The 15,573-nt window shown below is 41.4% G+C and carries 17 protein-coding genes, 1 other RNA gene and 2 pseudogenes; 10 read left to right on the top strand and 10 right to left on the bottom strand.

The genetic code is table 11. From position 1 onward, the window contains the following. Nucleotides 1-123: 123 nt before the first annotated feature. From C9J12_RS01390 to C9J12_RS01400, 3 genes are all read right to left on the bottom strand, one after another. A complete protein-coding gene (locus tag C9J12_RS01390) occupies nucleotides 124-1,578 on the bottom strand; it encodes a sucrose-6-phosphate hydrolase (protein WP_107241072.1) in 1,455 nt (484 codons plus the stop codon). A gap of 41 nt (nucleotides 1,579-1,619) precedes the next feature. Then, a complete protein-coding gene (locus tag C9J12_RS01395) occupies nucleotides 1,620-2,543 on the bottom strand; it encodes an aminoimidazole riboside kinase (protein WP_107241073.1) in 924 nt (307 codons plus the stop codon). A gap of 191 nt (nucleotides 2,544-2,734) precedes the next feature. Continuing rightward, entirely contained in the window at nucleotides 2,735-4,174 is a 1,440-nt protein-coding gene (locus C9J12_RS01400) for a sucrose-specific PTS transporter subunit IIBC (protein ID WP_107241074.1), read from the bottom strand. 248 nt (nucleotides 4,175-4,422) lie between these two features. Here C9J12_RS01400 and C9J12_RS01405 point away from each other — a divergent pair, with 248 nt between their 5' ends. Beyond that, nucleotides 4,423-5,409 carry a LacI family DNA-binding transcriptional regulator gene (locus tag C9J12_RS01405; RefSeq protein WP_107241075.1) on the top strand — a complete coding sequence of 329 codons (987 nt, stop codon included), beginning with the start codon at nucleotides 4,423-4,425 and terminating at the stop codon, nucleotides 5,407-5,409. A 49-nt stretch (nucleotides 5,410-5,458) separates the two neighbouring features. Here the strand turns inward: C9J12_RS01405 and C9J12_RS01410 are convergent. Next, a pseudogene (locus C9J12_RS01410) lies at nucleotides 5,459-5,695 on the bottom strand (carbohydrate porin); the annotation flags it as partial. A gap of 593 nt (nucleotides 5,696-6,288) precedes the next feature. Between C9J12_RS01410 and C9J12_RS01415 the strand changes: the two are divergent. Further along, nucleotides 6,289-6,846, top strand: coding sequence for a nuclear transport factor 2 family protein (locus tag C9J12_RS01415; protein ID WP_227876244.1), 558 nt, complete (start codon nucleotides 6,289-6,291; stop codon nucleotides 6,844-6,846). A gap of 13 nt (nucleotides 6,847-6,859) precedes the next feature. Further along, nucleotides 6,860-7,393 (top strand): peroxiredoxin-like family protein, encoded by a 534-nt coding sequence (locus C9J12_RS01420; RefSeq protein ID WP_107241077.1) that lies wholly within the window; start codon nucleotides 6,860-6,862, stop codon nucleotides 7,391-7,393. 78 nt (nucleotides 7,394-7,471) lie between these two features. On the opposite strand, the gene C9J12_RS01425 is transcribed toward C9J12_RS01420, so the two are convergent. After that, the gene (locus tag C9J12_RS01425) at nucleotides 7,472-8,371 is read right to left on the bottom strand and encodes a LysR family transcriptional regulator (protein WP_107241078.1); all 900 of its coding nucleotides are present in this window, start codon (nucleotides 8,369-8,371) and stop codon (nucleotides 7,472-7,474) included. A gap of 157 nt (nucleotides 8,372-8,528) precedes the next feature. On the opposite strand from C9J12_RS01425, the gene C9J12_RS01430 reads away from it, so the two are divergent. The 5 genes and pseudogenes from C9J12_RS01430 to C9J12_RS01445 form a co-directional block, all read left to right on the top strand. Next, nucleotides 8,529-9,566 carry an alkene reductase gene (locus C9J12_RS01430; RefSeq protein ID WP_107241079.1) on the top strand — a complete coding sequence of 346 codons (1,038 nt, stop codon included), beginning with the start codon at nucleotides 8,529-8,531 and terminating at the stop codon, nucleotides 9,564-9,566. Nucleotides 9,567-9,773: 207 nt separating this feature from the next. Beyond that, nucleotides 9,774-10,436 carry a CatA-like O-acetyltransferase gene (locus tag C9J12_RS01435; RefSeq protein ID WP_107241080.1) on the top strand — a complete coding sequence of 221 codons (663 nt, stop codon included), beginning with the start codon at nucleotides 9,774-9,776 and terminating at the stop codon, nucleotides 10,434-10,436. An 89-nt stretch (nucleotides 10,437-10,525) separates the two neighbouring features. Further along, nucleotides 10,526-10,681 carry a hypothetical protein gene (locus C9J12_RS31005; RefSeq protein WP_227876245.1) on the top strand — a complete coding sequence of 52 codons (156 nt, stop codon included), beginning with the start codon at nucleotides 10,526-10,528 and terminating at the stop codon, nucleotides 10,679-10,681. Then, the gene (locus tag C9J12_RS01440; RefSeq protein WP_227876246.1) at nucleotides 10,620-11,204 is read left to right on the top strand and encodes an SGNH/GDSL hydrolase family protein; all 585 of its coding nucleotides are present in this window, start codon (nucleotides 10,620-10,622) and stop codon (nucleotides 11,202-11,204) included. Before C9J12_RS31005 ends, C9J12_RS01440 begins: the two co-directional genes overlap by 62 nt. Before the next feature lie 126 nt (nucleotides 11,205-11,330). Further along, nucleotides 11,331-11,549 (top strand): annotated as a pseudogene (locus C9J12_RS01445) (IS6 family transposase); the annotation flags it as partial. A gap of 172 nt (nucleotides 11,550-11,721) precedes the next feature. Here C9J12_RS01445 and C9J12_RS01450 read toward each other — a convergent pair. From C9J12_RS01450 to C9J12_RS01465, 4 genes are all read right to left on the bottom strand, one after another. Further along, on the bottom strand, nucleotides 11,722-12,003 hold the full coding sequence (locus tag C9J12_RS01450; RefSeq protein ID WP_107241081.1) for a tRNA modification GTPase: 282 nt from the start codon (nucleotides 12,001-12,003) through the stop codon (nucleotides 11,722-11,724). A gap of 158 nt (nucleotides 12,004-12,161) precedes the next feature. Then, a complete protein-coding gene (locus C9J12_RS30585) occupies nucleotides 12,162-12,317 on the bottom strand; it encodes a hypothetical protein (RefSeq protein ID WP_170111695.1) in 156 nt (51 codons plus the stop codon). A 327-nt stretch (nucleotides 12,318-12,644) separates the two neighbouring features. Beyond that, nucleotides 12,645-12,741, bottom strand: an RNA gene (gene ffs, locus C9J12_RS01460) — signal recognition particle sRNA small type. 167 nt (nucleotides 12,742-12,908) lie between these two features. Continuing rightward, nucleotides 12,909-13,640: a VP0952 family biofilm-associated protein gene (locus C9J12_RS01465; protein ID WP_107241082.1), complete on the bottom strand. Its 732-nt coding sequence runs from the start codon at nucleotides 13,638-13,640 to the stop codon at nucleotides 12,909-12,911. 97 nt (nucleotides 13,641-13,737) lie between these two features. On the opposite strand from C9J12_RS01465, the gene C9J12_RS01470 reads away from it, so the two are divergent. Continuing rightward, nucleotides 13,738-14,049: an MGMT family protein gene (locus C9J12_RS01470; RefSeq protein ID WP_107241216.1), complete on the top strand. Its 312-nt coding sequence runs from the start codon at nucleotides 13,738-13,740 to the stop codon at nucleotides 14,047-14,049. An 88-nt stretch (nucleotides 14,050-14,137) separates the two neighbouring features. On the opposite strand, the gene C9J12_RS01475 is transcribed toward C9J12_RS01470, so the two are convergent. After that, entirely contained in the window at nucleotides 14,138-14,557 is a 420-nt protein-coding gene (locus tag C9J12_RS01475; RefSeq protein ID WP_107241083.1) for a YbaY family lipoprotein, read from the bottom strand. Between the two features lie 121 nt (nucleotides 14,558-14,678). On the opposite strand from C9J12_RS01475, the gene tesB reads away from it, so the two are divergent. After that, nucleotides 14,679-15,548: an acyl-CoA thioesterase II gene (gene tesB, locus C9J12_RS01480; protein WP_107241084.1), complete on the top strand. Its 870-nt coding sequence runs from the start codon at nucleotides 14,679-14,681 to the stop codon at nucleotides 15,546-15,548. The last annotated feature ends 25 nt before the right edge of the window (nucleotides 15,549-15,573 follow it).

Below are 15,573 nucleotides of genomic sequence, written 5' to 3' on the forward strand. Positions count from 1 at the left end.
TGAGCTGCCCGTTTGTTGTTTTACTATAACAAAAATATCTTATGCCGGATTATGGTGCAAACCCCAAAAGCTGAAATAGTAAAGCACTGCTATTTTGCAGTGCTTTTTTAATTGAAGACTCAACTATTTCAAGTTAAAACCGCTTAATGATTTCATTGGGTAATAAGTCGATTTAAGTGATGTAGATACTTTAAGGTAGCTCAAATCGTCAATAAAGAAACGACTCGTCATCGTATGCTTACCACCATTGATAAATATCTCTATCACCGACTGGTCAACATACACTTCAATTTGTTGGGTTAGGCTTAACCTTGGAGCTTTACGAGTTAAACCAAACTCTTCAGCGTAAATCTCACTCATCTGTGAACGGTCGAGAGTAAATTCATCTTCTGTCACTTTGAATTCGATTTTATCTCCAACACTGTTCCCTAACTCAATAGAAAATTCCACGATGTCGATATCAAGACTTAAATAGAAACTGTTGCTTGGCTGTTGGAGAGTACCTGTAAACTCAATGGCCTCACCTCGCAGCGCTTCTAACTCTTCTAATGCTTTTTGAACCATAAACCCATTTTCTATTCTCAGCTCTCTAGGGAGTGATAACATTCCTGCCCATTCGTGTTTCACCGAAGGGGTGTCGATTTCAGGTAACCCTACCCATGCGTAGAGAATACGACGCCCTTTATCATCGACATAGGTTTGGGGGGCATAAAAATCAAAACCATAATCAGGCTGTCGAATACTCTGCTCGCCCTCTAGCTCCATCGAGCTAAAGTTCACTCGGTCACCAACCAAGTAAGTCACGGAAAAAACATTTTTAAAATCATAAGGATTAGACGATGACACACCTTGCGGTGAAAACAACATCACAGCTTGTCCATCTAGCTCAAAAAAGTCAGGGCACTCCCACATGTAACCAAAATCATTGTGCGTCGTTTTGATTGGTCCCTTATGCTCCCACTTCGACAGATCCTGACTATGATAAAGGATCATCGCTCCTTTTAGATCTTGTGTTTGAGCACCAACCACCATGTAGTAATCATCACCTTGTTTCCACACTTTTGGATCTCGGAAATGTTCTGTGTAGTGGTCATTTTCAATGATGATTCCTTTCTTTTCTATCTCACCTGCTGTATTCATCGTTGCGTAACATTGTGTTGGAATGCGTTTCCAATTCTCATCACGTTTATTGCCTGTAAAGAACAACAATGCTTTATCGTTTTCCACAATCGCGCCACCTGAGTACACGCCATGCGAGTCGTGATCTTGATCTGGATGAATAGCGGCACCATGATCGGTGAAATGGATAAAATCTTTGGTAGAAAGGTGATACCAATACTTCATGCCATGAACGGGACCAACAGGCGTCCATTGATAAAAAATATGATGTTCACTATTAAAGTAGCACAAACCATTTGGGTCATTTAATAAGCCAAAAGCAGGGGCGATATGATAGTTTGGGTACCCATTATCAAGGCTTCTTTTTTCCATCATCTCAGTGATTTGAGTATGGGAAATGTCCTCTAAACGACGATATCTTTGTCCAACCGTCCAGTTTTTCTTTGCTTCTCTAGCCATACACTTAAACCAGTTATTTCGACAGTGAGTGATTCATTTACCTAGTTGTTTATAAAGTCAGACAGCTCTTTTTCGGTCGGTAGTGCACTCATCGCACCCTTTTGAGTTGTGGCTAACGCGCCACAAGCATTTGCCCACAGTATTGCAGCTTGGATCGCCGAAGTGCTCTGCCACTCTGGAGTTTGAGACAACTTCGCCAGTAGTCCTCCAACAAACGCATCCCCAGCTCCTGTTGTGTCTACGGGCTTAACGACCGTGCCCGAAACCAGTTCTCGCACTCCATCAACAGCGATAAGAACGCCCTTAGCGCCTTGAGTAACCAATACCAGTTTATTACCAAAAGACTCAATGACATCTAGCCCTTCAGCAAGGCAGTTCGTATCGGTAAGAAACGCCAATTCTTCTTCTGAAAATTTAACAACATCAGCAAGTTGAATGGCATCCAATACCACGGACTTAATCTCAGCTGGATTATTCCAAACTTCATCGCGTAAGTTCGGGTCGAAACTGATGTAACCACATGCGGCTTTCACTTTTTTAAGTGCTGTTAATGTCGAAGAACGGCTTGGTTCATTAGCTAATGCAATAGAACATACGTGCAGCCATTCCCCGGCAGTAAACTCTGGTATATCTTTGACCTGAGTGAATTGGTCAGCGCTTGGTTTAACCATAAACGTAAATGTTCGCTCACCATCTTCATCTAAATCGACTAATACCGTGGATGTACGCTGATTGTCGTCTTTAACCAAATAATGTGTATCGACCTGTTCGTCTGACAGCGTCATAGCCATGAAATGCCCAAAGGGATCATTACCAACACGACCAAAAAAGGCTGCGTTTCCGCCAAGCCGGGAAATTGCAACCGCGACATTAGCCGGCGCACCACCCGGACACTTCAATAAGGTATTGCTTGAATCAGAGATCAGATCCACAACTGCATCCCCAGTAACCCATACTCGACTCATAATACTCACCATTGAAAAGACTAATAATTGCTCGTTGCTGAATTTGACCGTTCAGCAACAGGAATATTCTAAAAATGCTAGTCAAACTACCGGCTTGACTAGCAGCCCTAAAACTAGGAAAAGAGAAGCTGCAAAAGGGGGAGCAGCTTACTCCGGAGGCAACAGAAATAAATGTCGTTACTAAAGATTGGTTAAGCGGTAACTTTTACATTTTGCTTAGCCTGCTCACGTAATCCTAAAACTATCGTTAAGCCAAATGCTGTAACAAATGCAATAAGCATCCCTACTACGTAGTAGCCAATTTGATCTGGGGCGATTGAGATAATGCCCGGTATACCAGCAGCACCAAGAGCTTGTGCTTTAACGTTAAACATGGTGATAAACGCACTAGATAGACCAGCTGCCGTGATAGCGGCTATAAATGGGTAGCGAAGCTTTAAGTTCACACCAAACATTGCAGGTTCGGTAATACCTAACAGACCAGTTATGCCAGATGGAATTGCAATGCCTTTCATCTTCTTATCTTTGCTCATTACACCAACAGCTAATGCTGCTGCACCCTGAGAGACGTTTGACATCGCAGCGATAGGGAAAATGAATGTGCCACCAGTAATGGCTATATCAGCCAGTAACTGCGTTTCAATAGCAATGAAGCTGTGGTGCATGCCAGTAATAACAAATGGCGCATAAATAACGCCAAACAACGCACCACCAATGAAACCAGCGGTGTTATATAGCCAGTTAAGACCATCACCCAATAAGAAACCAATATCACGAGTAAATGGACCAACAATAGTAAAGGTCAGAAAACCAGTGATAAAAATAGCTAACATTGGGGTCAGTAGGTTATCCAATACCGACGGAATCACTTTTCTTAAACCAAGTTCAACTTTCGCCAGAATGAAAGCCGCAACCAAAACAGGAAGCACCGAACCCTGATAGCCAACCTTCTCGATCTCCAAGCCCAAAATATTCCACACAGGAATCGTGCTGGACACTGAAGCACCACCAAAACCCCACCCATTGAGTAAGTCTGGGTGCACCATCAACATACCGAGAGCTGCGCCCAAAAATGGGTTGCCCCCAAACTTCTTGCTAGCCGAGAACGCAAGTAAAATTGGCAAGTACACAAAAGGCGCATTAGCAAAAGTATTGATCATGCTTGCAAGGTCAGTTAGACCAGGGTTTGCATCAATCAAAGAGAGCCCATCAATAAAAAGGCCCTGAGCGGTCAGAAGGTTGTAGATACCCATTAATAAACCACCAGCAACAATTGCTGGAATAATGGGTACAAAAATGTCAGAAAGACCTTTTACTGCGCGCTGTAAAATGTTTTGTTTTTGTGCCCCCGCAGAAGCAACATCATTGGTCGACATTTCACTCATGCCAGTTAACTTTGCCATTTCTGCATAAACTTGGTTCACAATGCCAGAGCCAAAAATCACTTGATACTGACCTGCGATTTTAAACTGCCCTTTCACGCCTTCTAAGTTGTCGATTGCATTTTCATCAATCAAAGACTCATCGGCTACAGCCAAACGCAAACGCGTCGCGCAGTGCGCCAGTGCGGTAATATTGCTCTTGCCACCTAAATGAGTGATTAGCTCTTTTGCTATTGATGGATAATTCATTACAGACCCCGATTTTATATCTAATTTAACTATGCCTGAATCTTTTCTGGGAACGTTTGCAATAAAGATTTTTGCTGATCTAGCCTAGATCGTCAAAGGGAAACAACAAATTGTGTGAAATTGATCGTCTAAAAGTCTCCATCATGAGCAGAAAGCACTGTAGAATCGGCTTTAACAAAGGGATTCATAGCTGAAAAATTGCAAACAATCCCAGTTTAATGAAAGTATAACGAGATGGATTAACGCAGATGGCAAGCCTACACGATGTCGCCCTAATTGCTGGGGTATCAAAATCAACGGTGTCACGAGTTATTAATGACGAGTACGGCGTAAAAGGCGCGACAAAGATCAAGGTACAAAAGGCTATTTCAGAATGTGGTTATATTCCCAATCAAGTCGCTAAAGATCTTAAATCACAGAAAACTAATTTAGTTGGCGTTATTGTTCCACGCGTCTCTTCTCACGCCACGGCGTTAGGGGTAGATGGATTAACTAGTATTCTTGATAAAGCAGGAAAGCACGTATTACTTGCCAGTACGCACCAAGAACATCAAAAAGAACTCGAATATATACAGATCTTTAACCAAAAACGCGTGGAAGGGATCATCCTATACGCGACACATCTCGACAAAACCCTTGTTAATGCAATTCAAATATCAAACGTACCAGTGGTATTAGTGGGTCAAGATGGTTCTATGCATAATATTCCGAGTATTGTTCATGATGACTACCGCGTTGGCTATGAGGCAGGAAACCGACTGACAGCAAAAGGCTGTAAAAAAATTGGCTTTATTGGTGTTCAGGGCGACGATTTAGCGGTGGATAGGCTGCGCTCTCAGGGTCTAGCTCAAGCGCTTGAATTTAACCAGCTCTCGTTACTTTTCCACGCTCGTGGAGACTTCTCCATCGAATCGGGTTACGAAACAGCGAAAGAATATTTAAGCAAATTCACCGAAACCGATGGGATTTTTTGTGCGACAGACCGAATTGCCGTAGGAGCAATACGCGCAATTCAAGAAAATGGAATCACACCAGGAAAGGAGATAAAAGTACTTGGTGTAGGTAACGACGAACTTGCTTCTGTTTGCACCCCTTCCCTATCAACGTTTAATTATGCCTTTGATAAAGCTGGTGAAAATGCAGCCAAGTTACTATTAGAGCGAATCAACAACCAAGGTTTCGAAATGAGTAAAGTGGTACTTACTTTTCAAAATATTGAACGTGAGACCTGTTAATCGTTATAACAACGCCAGCCTCCAAGGCTGGCGAATTATGGTGTATCTTTTAGAACCACGTTTCCATTTGAAGCGCGAATAGTACTTCGCCACCATCACCCATGGTTGCAGCATCTGCATCAAGACTGACCGCGTAATCATTAAGATCTTCGCTCCAATCCACATAACTTACCGCAAAACGTAATTCAGGACGGTCAAAGAATCCCTTACTGGTAGATAACTTCAAGGTTGGTGCAATCGTCGCTTTGTAGAAGCTACCACTCGCTTTATCTGTTGCGTTATCTAAGCCCTAACACCACTGCTAAGGTAAGCGTATTCATTTTCATTGTTATATTTCTCCGTTTTGGATTGCAAATAGGCATCGAATTGCAAACGTTCCCATTTATACAAATACAAGCAGATGAAATATTATTCCTACTGTAAGCAGGCATATAAAGTAACCCGTAACTCATAAAGTGAACTGATTACTCGTACACTTTATAGTTACTCGAAGAATATACATAAACTTTCGGGAACGATCCCGAAACAATGTGGAAAATGTAATTACAATCACGTTAATAGTCGTTTTACATAGTATGAAACGCAGAGTCGCGCAGTAATAACTGAAATTTGACGCCTTGCTAAATTAAAACGTCTTCTTGCAGAGCAAGCAAAAGAGGATGAAATACGTAGTAATACCAATTCCATTAATTATCGGTGTCAACTTTATCTCAACGCTTGTCAGCACTTCGTTTTTATAATCAATCCATTCCAAAATGGAATTCTTGTTATGCATTTTAGCCTCCTTATCAACGCCTAATGGAATCGATATTATCATCTCATCACTTAATGGGGTTACGCCTCAACACCAACTTTTGCTAAGTAGCATGGCTACTAAAAATGACCGAGGAAATGATGATGGAAATGCAGCAGCAACTACAACAACTATTAGACAAACAAGAGATGACAGAGATCACGTACAAGTTCGCTCGTGCTCTGGACCGAGTAGATGGAAAACTGATGAAGTCAACTTACTGGGAAGATGCCATTGAAGAGCACCAAGATCCTATTTTTCCTGATTTATTTTTCTACAATGATAATGCCCACGCATTTGTTGAGCCTGCGATGGAAGGATTCCGAGCGTTAAAAACCACTCAGCACCGCATCAGCAACCCACTGATTGAAATTGATGGTGATACAGCCACAGCAGAGTGTTACGTATGGGCTTACCATGTGCATGAGGAAAATGGCGTAGACAAAGAAGGCATTTTAGGTGGTCGCCACCATTTCCGTTTCGAGCGTCGCGATGGCGTATGGAAAATCAAACATCGTTCTACTGTTTTTGATTGGAACCAAAATCAAGATGCAACTGCCATCTGGGCAGAGAGCTACAGTGATAAATACCGTGGCAAACGTGATAAGAATGACGATAGCTACAATTACCTAAAACATCAATAAATGAGATAAAGTTATGTCAGCCTTAAAATTTGAAGCAGGTGCCACCTTCCCTAATATCTTAGTTCAGACATTAGAAGGTAAAGACATCACATTAGGTAAACCAGAAGGACGATACGATTGGAAAATGGTTGTCGTTTATCGTGGCAAACATTGCCCATTGTGCACACGCTACCTCAATGATCTGGAAACATTAGTTGAAGAATACAGAAATATTGGCATTGATGTCATTGCGGTTTCTGCGGATAGCGAAACGCAAGCTCGTCAACACAAAGAAGAACTGAAAATCAGTTACCCATTAGCTTACGATTTAAGCCCCGAGCAAATGCAAACGTTAGGGCTATATATTTCTACTCCTAGATCGGAACAAGAAACGGATCACCCATTTGCGGAGCCTGCGTTATTTGTAATCAATCATGAAGGAAAAGTGCAAGTATTGGACATGTCGAATGGACCTTTTGCACGGCCTGATCTGAATGTATTGTTACAGGGGTTAAAATTTATTCGCAATCCCAATAATAATTACCCAATCCGCGGGACTTTTGTGTAAGTTAAAATACAATAATACTTACGAAACAATGAAGGCGATATCATCACCTTCATTGTTTCGTGAACAGTATAAGGAATATCATTGGTACAACGGATTATCTGCTAGCTTTTGCTTCAAATACTCAATAAAGCAACGTACTTTTAGCGGTACATATCGATTTTGAGGGTAAATGGCGTTAAATGGCAGAGGTTTTGATATATACCCTTCTAACACCATTGCTAATTTACCAGAGCGAATATGCTCATCCACCATCCATACAGGTAACTGCGCAATACCTGCACCATCAAGTACCAACTGTAATATCACATCACCATTATCACACCGAAAACTGCCTGTCACAGGTACAGAAATATTGTTATTCCCCTTCTCAAAATGCCAAATATTGATCGACTTCAACATCGAGTAAACGATGCAATTGTGATTTTTCAACTCATCTGGATTCTGAGGTTTCGTATTTTTCTGAAGATATTCAGGAGATGCAACCACAACCAATGGGTTATTGAATAAGTGTCTTGCCACAAGAGTAGAATCTTCCAATTGCTTGGCTCGTATCGCGACATCTACACCATCGGCTATCAAGTCAATATGCTTATCATTTAGCATCAGATCAACTTTAATCTCTGGGTAAGCATTTAAGAATTCAACTAAAATGGGAGCCATAAACTGGCGGCCAAATACAACGGGGGCTGCAACACGTAACAACCCCGATGGCAAAGCAATTTGTGAACGAACTTGGGCTTCCGCTTCATCGAGCTCACTGAGAATAATCACGCAGTTTTCATAATAATCAGCCCCGACTTCGGTTAAAGACAGTTCTCGACTGGTACGCGACAATAATTTCGCTCCTAATTTTTTTTCTAATGCTGCAACCTTCTTACTGATGGTCGCTTGGGTGGTATCTTGCTCTCTTGCTGCCGCTGAAAAGCTGCCCATTTGCACCACTCGCACAAAAGCTCGCATCGCACCCAACTGATCCATATGCTCTCCTGATTAAATTCTCTAAGGCCGATTATACTCAATTATCGCCAAGCTATTCTATATTGGAATACATGGTGTTCTATTTGCCTTAGTTCTATTCGCTTCTTTGGCGGTTTATAGTTTGAACATCTTTCAAAGCATACTTTTGGAGTTACAGATGACTCATAACATCTTATTCGAACCATACCAACTAAATCAGAATATGACGTTAAAGAATCGCATAGTGATGGCCCCTATGAACCGTAGCATGGCTGATGATAACTTTATTCCGACATCAGCAATGGCAGACTATTATGCTCGCCGAGCTGATACAGGACTAATCATCACTGAATCCTTGATGATTTCGACAACAGCTCAAGGCTATCCAAATACACCTGCGATTTATTCACCTGAGCAAGTAGAGGGTTGGAAAGCAGTAACAGAAAAGGTTCATCGTAATGGCGGAAAAATCTTTGCTCAGATATGGCATACAGGTCGAGTATCCCATCCTATTTATTTAAACGGTGAGAAGCCTCTAGCTCCTTCAGCCGTTCCCCTAAAGGGGCGCGTTCCACGTACAGCAGATTTACAGTATGAAACACCAAGAGCAATGACAAGCGAAGAAATTAAGAAAATAATCTCAGATTTTACTCATGCAGCTGCAAATGCCAAAAAAGCGGGATTTGACGGTGTTGAGATCCACGCGGCCAACGGATATCTGCTTGACCAATTCTTGCACTGGGATACGAACCGTCGTACTGATCAATGGGGCGGTACACCAGAAAACATGAGCCGTATACTATTTGAAGTTATTAGAAAGGTAAAAAAAGAAATTGGACATGTCGGTGTGCGACTTTCACCTACCGCATACTTGCATTTAGATCATGATGAACGTGATATTCAAGTGTCCGATTATGTACTCAAACATTTAAACGAATATGGCTTAGCTTATGTTCACACCGGAATGTTCGAAGATAATTATCAGCCACATTTGAATGCTACCGTAACCCAATATATAAAACGACTATACAAAGGGACTGTTATTGCATGTGGTGGATATAGTGCTGAGACGGGGGGCAAAGCGCTTATTGATGGAGATGCAGATTTAGTCGCAATTGGTCGTCCATTGATCGCAAACCCTGATTATGTAATAAAAGTTCGCCAACAGCTACCTTTGGTCTCATACGACGTTGAGATGCTAAACCAGCTTTTTTAAGATACTGAAAAGCCACGATTCAAACTCAATTGTTGCTGCGTATTTGTGGCTCTGCTTCTTAGAGCCACTGATTTTCTAACCATTTTAGAAAACAGGTCGTTACTTCTATTTGGCCAACAAACTGTGGGGAAATTTTTATTTCCAATTTTTTCGATAAACAATATCATCATCGCAATCATCATAGATATAGATTTAAACTGAAATTCAATGACATATAAAACACAGGATACAAGCCAATGGTTACGCGCAGAACATTTCAAGTTCTACCAAGATTTCACTCATCCTTGGTATAACATCTGTTCAAACATCGATGTTACTGAGCTATATCATTATTGTAAGCAGCACGGTCATCGTTTTTTCCATGCTTACCTTTTCCTAACTCAACAAGCCCTTAACCAATTTGAGCCGATGGCATATCGCATTGTAGAAGATGAAGTGCGCATCTATTCACCAATGTGTGTCAGCGTCGCCTTGCTCGCCAATGACGATACGGTAAGATTTTGCGACCTCCCCTATGCGTCTATTTTTAAAAAATTCACCCAGAGTGCGACTAAAACTGAAATAAGAATAAAAAACTCGCCGTTTATTGTGGAACAGTTTATTGGCCAAGAAATACGCCAAGATACTATCCATATGACAGTACTACCCTGGGTTGATTTCACCAGCATGACGCACGCAAGAGACACCAAACATCCAGACAGTATTCCAAAAATGGCGTTAGGAAAATTAACTCAAAATGGTGATCGCATGAGAATGCCTCTTTCGATAGAAGTACACCACGGGATGATGGATGGTCTTCATGTCGGCCAATTCATTAATATCTTACAAGTATTATTCAATCAGCCATCGTTGTTAGATTTAAACAATTAAATGGGTAAAACGAATTAGAAAAAGGTCACCTCTGTGACCTACTTTTCATCCATAGCACAGGTGAGAAATACATTTGATAAGGAAATGTCATGTTACATCAATTAGTACTATTGCTTATGGCTCCGGTATTGTTACCGCAAGGGATTTCCATGTGTAGATTAAAAGAAGCTGCAGGTCCACGTCATGGAATTGAAGAACAAGGTAAGCCTCTCGCCTACTTCTTATTGGCGATTCTGCCGCTTTGAACATCAATCACAGGCGTTATCAGGGCAGCTTATTAGCGCGCTATGTGATCAATTTAGAATTGATTGGCAGTTAATCGCTAAAACGGGTGCTACGACAAAGAAAGTGTGGCGAAAGCTTTCTGAACACCCTAAGCAAGATTACGACATTGTTATTGTCTCTTTAGGAGTGAACGATGTGACGACGCAGTTGAGTTCAAGCGAATGGATGAAACAGCAAAAGTACCTCGTTGCTCAGTTACGTGATTACTTTTCTTGCCAACAAATTATTCTCACCAAGATCCCCCCGATGGATAAGTTTCCTGCGCTTCCCAACCCGCTTCGTTGGTATTTAGGCAGTAAAGCCAAAGCCTTTAATCGAAAGCTTGCACTCTGGATCTCTACTCAAAGTGATTGCGAAATAATTACTATTGAGCATCAATTAGAACCCGATCAAATGGCGAGTGATGGATTCCATCCTGGACCTAATATCTATCAACACTGGGGAAATGCTGTTGCTCAAGTCATTAGAGCACGCTGGTTATAACGGCATAGTTTTGGTGATATCTTAATAAGTTGTTGCGGCATTCGCCCTTGCTTTAACGGTTTTATCGCAAACTGAAGCCGTGAGATATGATCTCCGTCACCACTCACTGCTTCTAGCACAACAACTATCAATTTTTCAGGCCATCACTTTTCGTCCGACATCATCCTTCAAGTTGTTCGCTATTACGCTTCTTATAGACTCAGCTATCGTAAAGTAGAAGAAATATTTGCAGAGCACGGCATCCATGTTGATCACTCTACCTTGAATCGGTGGGTTATCAAATATGCTCCCTTATTAGTGCATCGGGCTCGTAAGATGAAGAAGTCGGTGTGTAGAAGAGTCGATAACTATTTATAACGACTTAAGGCCGCACATGAGTTTGGGAGTGGGACCACCAAGTGAAGTGCACAAAAAAGCCAGTAGGGAATACCAACTGACTTCATAAAAGCGTCAACCTATTTTAGGACTAGACAGTCGATATAAAATCCGTACGCCATAGGGTGGATTTTCAGTCTTATTATTTGATTACGCCAGCAACTTTAGTTTGATCCATACCGATGATGCGATTTAGTACACCAAGGAATGAGGATGTATCCGAAACAGTCGATTTAACCGTAACGATTTCAGCATTACTAGGTACTAAATCCATAGCACGCTCTTGAGTATCACCACCAGGGAATTGCAAAAACAACACATTGACACTTTCTGCATGTGCATCAAACGCTTTGTCTGTTTGATGAATACCAGAACAGCCAGACAAGCCGAAAGCAATTAGAGGCAGTAATAATAATTTTTTCATTTTTAATCCATTTGAAATACAATAAAACGATGTATTATTAAGCCATTAAAAGCAATTAATTGCAACGTGTAAGTTAAAGTCTGATGAAATGCTTTTGCGCACTCAGAAACAAAAAAGGCCGCCAGTTGGCAGCCTTTCGAAAAATCGCAGTTAAAATATTATTTTTCGTTTCTACATCCATACTTATCGCAAGTAACTTTTTCTGTTGAGGCTACCCAATGCTTTGAACGAACTTTTGTATTAATACGACATCCTGTAGTTCCACCTTTAGTGCCTTTATGTACGATACCTGTAGGGGTGTGTTTTACAGTCATTTTTTAATCCTTTTTGGTGATTAGTATAGATAGTATTGTTTATCTAATTAGAACGATATAAATAAAACCTTCAGGCTGGGCAATAAAAGACTTTATGGATGATGAATTATTCGAGGTGGAAGCAAGCATCAAACTCAAGATATGACTTGATTCATTTTAGCACTGACAAACTTAAAAAGGTTCTTTACGCGGGAATGTTTTAGCTTTCGGCGATACAAATAGAGCTGCCCGTTTGTTGTGTTACTACAACAAAAATAACTTATACAAGGTGTTAGGGAAGATATGCAGGCTTATGGTGAAAACACCAAACGCTAGATGGGTGGAAGCCCCCACCAGCCACATCCCGGCACACACGTCACCTGCTGCGGTTGCTCCCTTCCGGGTCTGGCCGAGTTCACAGGTTAGTGTTGCGGGAGGACCAATGGGGGCCTCCATAGATTCTTTCAGTTCTTCTTGAGAACGGGAAGGATTATCTACCAAGGCTGCATACAATGCAAGGTGTTATATCACTTCACCGAATCAACTGCTGAATTATTACTCAAAGTGATTTGTTGTGATTAAAAAGTGATTACAAATCAGCTAGGTATCGCCCTATACTTCTTCAGGGTCTTCCAATAGGAATTCACCCAATAACGCCCCACCAAGTATCAATAGCCATGCAACTAAGACAGGGTTAGGCACGTCAAACTGCGGCACAATCACTAATGTCGCAAACCCAACTGCAGGTAATACCCAAGCCAAGCGAGGCACCCAATCTCCGACTTTAACCTTTTTCATACCTTGCAGTGCCGCAATTAACCCTGTGATACACAAGGCAACTAACGCAGCATGCTGTAATCCCCCAACCCATAGCGGTACCACTAAAAATAATGGCCACCACGTATTTCCTTCTACAGTGCGCCAAGATCGAGCGGCATACCAAATAATACATACAGCAACAATTTGTACGACGGTAGCACCAACGCTACCAGGCAATTTCCCTTCACCTTGCAAAGCCATTAACCCCACATCCATTGCAAGAACAACAGAAACAAGTAATGCGCCTAATTGCCAATTGCTTTTAGGCGAGAAGGTGACAGAAAAAATGGGTAACATCATAAAAAGGCTAATTGATAATGCTAAAGATTGCTCCGGCAATACAGCACCAAAAGAGGCTAAGCCAATCAATAAAAGCCAAGCAGCGGCTCCACCTTGAGGGAGCAACCACAGGGCTGGAATCGCTAAAGCGAGTGCAGGAACATCTCCTTGACTATAACCTAAGGCAGTAACACCTAATACAGTCAAAACTATGCTGACAAAAACGAGTAACGCGGCATACAACATGGCAGCACCTCCTTGCGTTATCCGATAGTGTTATTGAAATACATTGAAAACAGCAGCTATCGGTCAATATCAAATTTATTTTACATCAGGTTTAAATATGGACGATTTTTCAGCTCAAATCTACACCCAAGTACATCAAATTCCATATGGAAAAGTATCTACCTATGGAGAAATCGCTAAATTTTCAGGTTTTCCTGGTTATGCACGTCATGTTGGACGCTTAATGGCAACGTTGCCAGAAGGGTCGACAATTCCTTGGCACCGAGTCGTTAATGCTAAAGGGATGATTTCGTTAGCCGGTAATGATCTGATTCGTCAGCGAGAAAAGTTGCTTGCAGAGGGTATCGATGTATCAGAAAGCGGAAAAATATCGCTGCGTCATTACCGATGGAACGGTGACCCAGTGTAGTGAACGATGTATGTAATAAACAAGATAGCTTACCTTTACAGCATAATATTTTAATCAGGCTGTAAAGGTCGAATTCAGGTTGTTTCTTTTATTGTACTTTAACCAACATTAAATCTAGATTATTGGTTGTAGACGCATCTGTAATCACATGGTTTGCGGTGTCGGTAATAAAAATCAATTTACCGTTTACTTCAATACGAGCACTAATCGCATAAGTATGATTACTTTTAATATCTTGGAGTTTATACCCAAGTGAAAAGTCATAAGGAGCTTGCTTGCCTTCAGACATAAATGCCTGACTACTAATGACTTCCGCAGCTACATCCATTTTCGATACATCAGATAAGGCCACTGTAATACGCGCATTATCAGGAAGCGCAATACGCTCACGATAAGCTAGAGAGCCCGTTACAGTACCCATATCATTGTCATTTGGCACTAAAGTGGTACACGCTGTAATAACAAGAGCTAAAATCAGCGTAAACAATAGTGCAAAAAACTTTTTCATGATTAACCCTTAAAAACTAAAACTCCATTAAGCTGAAATGTAATTACTGTTTAATAACACATAAGTTTGTGTTCTAGTTTGGTAATAACTCCTTAATAATAACATGGTAATAGGATCCACAATGAGTAAAGAACTGAATGAACTTCTCAATCTTTTACAATTAGAACGACTGGAGCAAGGTTTATTCCGTGGACAGAGTGAACATTTGGGCTTACCTCAGGTTTATGGTGGTCAAGTTATCGGTCAGTCTCTTTCTGCCGCAAAAGAAACGGTTGATAGCCTGCGCCATGTTCATTCATTTCACAGCTACTTTTTATTACCTGGTGATCCTGAAAAACCAATTATTTACGATGTTGAAAAACTTCGAGATGGTAAAAGCTTCAGTACACGCCGAGTGAAAGCCATTCAAAATGGCAGACCCATTTTTTACTTAACGGCCTCTTATCAAGCAGAAGAAGCAGGATTTGATCATCAATCAACAATGCCAAATGTTGCGGGCCCCGAAGGGTTAGCATCAGAAAAGGAACTTGTTCAATCTATTGCGCAGTATCTTCCTAAAAAAGCCGTTGAAACCTTTGGTCGTGACCGCCCTATCGAAGTACGCCCTGTTACCGTTGTTAATCCACTAAAACCTAAAGCTGCAGATCCCAAACAATACCTTTGGATTAAGGCTAATGGCGAGATGCCGAATGATCCTCGTATCCACCAGTATGTATTGGCTTATGCATCTGATTGGGGCTTTCTGGTTACAGCCTTACAACCACATGGCGTTACGCTTTTAACCCCGAAAATGCAGGTTGCTACAATTGATCATTCTATGTGGTTCCACCGTCCTTTCCGTCTTGATGAGTGGCTACTGTATGTTATCGAAAGCCCATCAGCCAGTGGTGCGCGAGGCTTGGTACGTGGTGAAATTTACAACCAAAAAGGTGAGCTTGTAGCTTCAGCCGTTCAAGAAGGCTTAATGCGTCAGCATCAGGCTTCTGAGTAAAAAACGGAGGGTGATTATTTGTCAT

It is taken from the genome of Photobacterium frigidiphilum (assembly GCF_003025615.1).
Taxonomy (GTDB): Bacteria; Pseudomonadota; Gammaproteobacteria; order Enterobacterales; family Vibrionaceae; genus Photobacterium; species Photobacterium frigidiphilum.

Coding starts and splice junctions, on each gene's coding strand:
- C9J12_RS01465 (WP_107241082.1), bottom strand. CDS start 13,640: ATGTTGTATGCCGCGTTACTCGTTTTTGTCAGCATAGTTTTGACTGTA.
- C9J12_RS01395 (WP_107241073.1), bottom strand. CDS start 2,543: ATGAGTCGAGTATGGGTTACTGGGGATGCAGTTGTGGATCTGATCTCT.
- C9J12_RS31005 (WP_227876245.1), top strand. CDS start 10,526: ATGTTACATCAATTAGTACTATTGCTTATGGCTCCGGTATTGTTACCG.
- C9J12_RS01430 (WP_107241079.1), top strand. CDS start 8,529: ATGACTCATAACATCTTATTCGAACCATACCAACTAAATCAGAATATG.
- C9J12_RS01435 (WP_107241080.1), top strand. CDS start 9,774: ATGACATATAAAACACAGGATACAAGCCAATGGTTACGCGCAGAACAT.
- C9J12_RS01450 (WP_107241081.1), bottom strand. CDS start 12,003: ATGAAAAAATTATTATTACTGCCTCTAATTGCTTTCGGCTTGTCTGGC.
- C9J12_RS01425 (WP_107241078.1), bottom strand. CDS start 8,371: ATGGATCAGTTGGGTGCGATGCGAGCTTTTGTGCGAGTGGTGCAAATG.
- C9J12_RS01440 (WP_227876246.1), top strand. CDS start 10,620: ATGGAATTGAAGAACAAGGTAAGCCTCTCGCCTACTTCTTATTGGCGA.
- C9J12_RS01470 (WP_107241216.1), top strand. CDS start 13,738: ATGGACGATTTTTCAGCTCAAATCTACACCCAAGTACATCAAATTCCA.
- C9J12_RS01475 (WP_107241083.1), bottom strand. CDS start 14,557: ATGAAAAAGTTTTTTGCACTATTGTTTACGCTGATTTTAGCTCTTGTT.
- C9J12_RS30585 (WP_170111695.1), bottom strand. CDS start 12,317: ATGACTGTAAAACACACCCCTACAGGTATCGTACATAAAGGCACTAAA.
- C9J12_RS01400 (WP_107241074.1), bottom strand. CDS start 4,174: ATGAATTATCCATCAATAGCAAAAGAGCTAATCACTCATTTAGGTGGC.
- tesB (WP_107241084.1), top strand. CDS start 14,679: ATGAGTAAAGAACTGAATGAACTTCTCAATCTTTTACAATTAGAACGA.
- C9J12_RS01420 (WP_107241077.1), top strand. CDS start 6,860: ATGTCAGCCTTAAAATTTGAAGCAGGTGCCACCTTCCCTAATATCTTA.
- C9J12_RS01390 (WP_107241072.1), bottom strand. CDS start 1,578: ATGGCTAGAGAAGCAAAGAAAAACTGGACGGTTGGACAAAGATATCGT.
- C9J12_RS01405 (WP_107241075.1), top strand. CDS start 4,423: ATGGCAAGCCTACACGATGTCGCCCTAATTGCTGGGGTATCAAAATCA.
- C9J12_RS01415 (WP_227876244.1), top strand. CDS start 6,289: ATGACCGAGGAAATGATGATGGAAATGCAGCAGCAACTACAACAACTA.